The organism is Caldimonas sp., assembly GCF_046289365.1.
GTDB lineage: Bacteria > Pseudomonadota > Gammaproteobacteria > Burkholderiales > Burkholderiaceae_C > Caldimonas.
The window spans coordinates 1-2732 of sequence record NZ_JBKBVU010000294.1 but is presented as its reverse complement, the minus strand read 5'-3'; the positions used below and the strand labels follow the sequence as shown (position 1 = coordinate 2732).

Below are 2732 nucleotides of genomic sequence, written 5' to 3'. Positions count from 1 at the left end.
GCCGGCGCGGTGCGCGCGGCGTCGGCTTTGGTCAGCTTGGCGCCGCTGGCGATGGCATCGCGCTCGGCGGCGTGAGCAGCGGCAAGGGCCAGGCCGAGGACGAGGGTCGTGGTCAGAAAACGCAATGCAGACATGTTTCACCTCTTCAGGTTGAGTTGGTGTCCCTGAGTCGGTGAATCCGGCGGTTTTCTTCAATGGCCCGCGCGCGGCGGCGTTATGGCGACCAGCGCAGCAGCCCGCAGCCCGTGGCCTCGTCGCGCCCAGTGGGCGGCAGGTCGCGCGCCGCGGCGCACAAGGCAGCGCCATCCGCCGGCTGTCCGCGCGCCAGCCGCTGTGCGACCCAGGCGGTCACGAAGGGGGCGGCGTAAGAGGTGCCGGTGAAGTAATGGCCTTGCCTCACCGGCAGCCAGACGTCCACGCCCGGCGCGGCGAGCAGGATGTATTCGCCTCGGGTGCCGTCAGCCCACGGACGGGCCTCGGCGTCCACGGCGGCGACGGCGATCACGCCGGGATAGGCCGCGGGATAGGGGGGCTTTCCTTTTGGCCCGCCGTTGCCCGCCGCCGCGACGATGGCGCGCACACGCGGCAGGGTGCGCTCGAGCACCCGCGCCAGCACTTGGTTGGGCGCGCTGCCAAGGCTTGCGTGGATGATGTCCACACGGCGGCCGGCCATCCAATCCAGGGCGCGGGCAAACCGGTAGGTATCGCCGCGCTCGCGTCCGTCTGGGCCGGGGGCGAGCACGGCGGCCCAGGCGAGCTCCGCCCCCGGGGCGAGCCCAGCAAATCCCGTCTCGGCCCGGCAAGCGAGCACGCAGGCCACGGCGCTGGCGTGGTCGCTCGCCGCATCGGTGGCCGCGAACCGTTCGACGGCCAGCGCAGCCACGTCGAGCGCAAAATTCGGTTCAGGCGCGCCATCGATCACGCCGATACGCACCGAGCGTGCAAGCCGCTGCAGCGCGCTGGCGCCAATGAGCGCGGTGGCATACTGACGGGCACGCGCGCCGTCCTGTGCCGCCTCTTGGGGATAGACGAGCGCGTTGCGGTCGAACACCGCGGTAGGGAAGCGATCGCGTAAAAGCTGCAGGGACGCTTCAACCCGTTCGTCGTCGACCGCGATCAGCGCGACGTGCAGCGCGAGCGCTTCGAGGCGATCGGAGGCGAGCACTTGCCCCTGGATGGCAGCCGCGAAGGCGGCGGGCTCCTGCGCATCGGCCAGCTCCCACACGGCCACGATCTGGCCGGGCGCGAACGCTGGCGCGCTCGCCGGGTTGTTGGCGAGCAATGCGGACAGACCCCGTATGACACTGCCGAGGTCGATCTGAACGCCGACGCCCGAGCGCGGCTCGACCGGTTTTTGTAGCTCGGTCTGGCCGAAAGCGGCAGCGCTGCAAAGCAGGCCGGCGGCAAAGAGAACGAGCGCGCGCTTCATTGGCTGACACTCTCGACGATGGCGTTCGCACGCAGCGTTTGTTTGGCGGCGGCCGACTGGCCTGCCGGGACCGCCACGCGCCAGACGCCGAGGCGGCCTGGCCCTCCCACCACCTCGCCGCCCACTTGCTCGAGCGCCGCGCGGATCTGCGCTGACATGGCTTCATCGCGAAACACCACTTGCAACACGGTCATGCCTTCTGCCACGCCCGGAGTCGCCGCGCCGAGCGGCTCGACTTCGGCGCCTCGTTGCGTCACCAGCGGCAACACGCTTACCGCGACCACCGCTGCGGTGGCCGCGCCCAGCGCAAAGGAAACGAACGCCTGCCACCATGGCAGACGCTTGCGCGCCGGACGGATCCAGCCAGCACGCGGCCGCTGGGCCTCGGCCTCAACACGTTCTACCAGGCGTCGCCAGTTGGCTGCCTCGTCGAACGGCAGAGTGGCGGCTTCGAGCTGACCGCGGGTGCGTTCGAGCCAGCGGCGTTCGGCCGCGTCGCTTCCCGCAAAGGGGTCTTGGGCCGGATCGGGGCTATGCTTGCTCATGTGGATGAGTCGCGCCTTGATGCGGAATTCTTCAAACCCAGGGCCGCGGCCACACAGTCCTTGAGCTTGCGCTTGCCATGATGAATCCGGGTGGCGACGGTGTTGTCTGGCACGCCTTGCACCTGGGCAATTTCGGCAAGCGTCATGCCTTCGAGCAGCGCTAGATGCAGGCTTTCTTTCTGCGCCGCGGGCAGCGCGTCCATGCACTCGGCCACGATTTGCACGCGCTGGCGTTCGGCAAGCCACTCGAACGGTGTCATACCCTGGTCGGCAACACACGCGGCTTCCTCGTCATCGAGCGGGTCTTCGAGACACGCACCACGCGAGCGCAACAGATCCAGCGCCTTGTGGCGCACGATGCCGAGTATCCAGGTGCGCACGCTCGAATGGCCGGCAAACCGGCTGGCCTGCCGCCAGACTTCGTAGAATGCCTCGGCCACCGCGTCATCGGCGTCGGCCTCGTTGCCGAGCATGCGCAAAGCGAACGCGAACGCCGCTCGGGCATGGCGGGCGTGCAGGCTGCGGAGCGCCCGCGTGTCACTGCGGGCGCAGGCAGTGATGAGATCGATGTCATCCATCTACGTAGTCGGCCCTGCAAAATTCATCTCACGGCACCGACGAGAAGCGCCGGACGTGCAAGAGTAGCGAGTCGACTCGCGGACGCGGCGAGCGCTGACAGCAGCCAAAGCGAGCGCAAAAAGGCTGGAGCAATGCCCCGCCGGGCGATGGCACGCAGCAGCCAGCGGATGTTGAAGCCG

The 2732-nt window shown here is 68.9% G+C and carries 3 protein-coding genes; all 3 read right to left on the bottom strand.

Annotated features, from left to right (window positions below; translation table 11 throughout):
• Positions 1–214: 214 nt before the first annotated feature.
• From ACK42S_RS17165 to ACK42S_RS17155, 3 genes are read right to left on the bottom strand one after another with little or no spacing between them, the layout of a single operon-like run.
• Positions 215–1429 (bottom strand): S8 family serine peptidase, encoded by a 1215-nt coding sequence (locus ACK42S_RS17165; protein WP_409710430.1) that lies wholly within the window; start codon positions 1427–1429, stop codon positions 215–217.
• Positions 1426–1974, bottom strand: coding sequence for a hypothetical protein (locus ACK42S_RS17160; RefSeq protein ID WP_409710427.1), 549 nt, complete (start codon positions 1972–1974; stop codon positions 1426–1428). Before ACK42S_RS17160 ends, ACK42S_RS17165 begins: the two co-directional genes overlap by 4 nt.
• The gene (locus tag ACK42S_RS17155; RefSeq protein ID WP_409710424.1) at positions 1971–2552 is read right to left on the bottom strand and encodes a sigma-70 family RNA polymerase sigma factor; all 582 of its coding nucleotides are present in this window, start codon (positions 2550–2552) and stop codon (positions 1971–1973) included. The genes ACK42S_RS17160 and ACK42S_RS17155 overlap by 4 nt, the downstream gene beginning before the upstream one ends.
• Between the last annotated feature and the right edge of the window lie 180 nt (positions 2553–2732).

What these genes read in the sequence shown, in the direction of transcription:
- ACK42S_RS17155 (WP_409710424.1), bottom strand. Translation starts at nt 2,552, where the DNA reads ATGGATGACATCGATCTCATCACTGCCTGCGCCCGCAGTGACACGCGG.
- ACK42S_RS17160 (WP_409710427.1), bottom strand. Translation starts at nt 1,974, where the DNA reads ATGAGCAAGCATAGCCCCGATCCGGCCCAAGACCCCTTTGCGGGAAGC.
- ACK42S_RS17165 (WP_409710430.1), bottom strand. Translation starts at nt 1,429, where the DNA reads ATGAAGCGCGCGCTCGTTCTCTTTGCCGCCGGCCTGCTTTGCAGCGCT.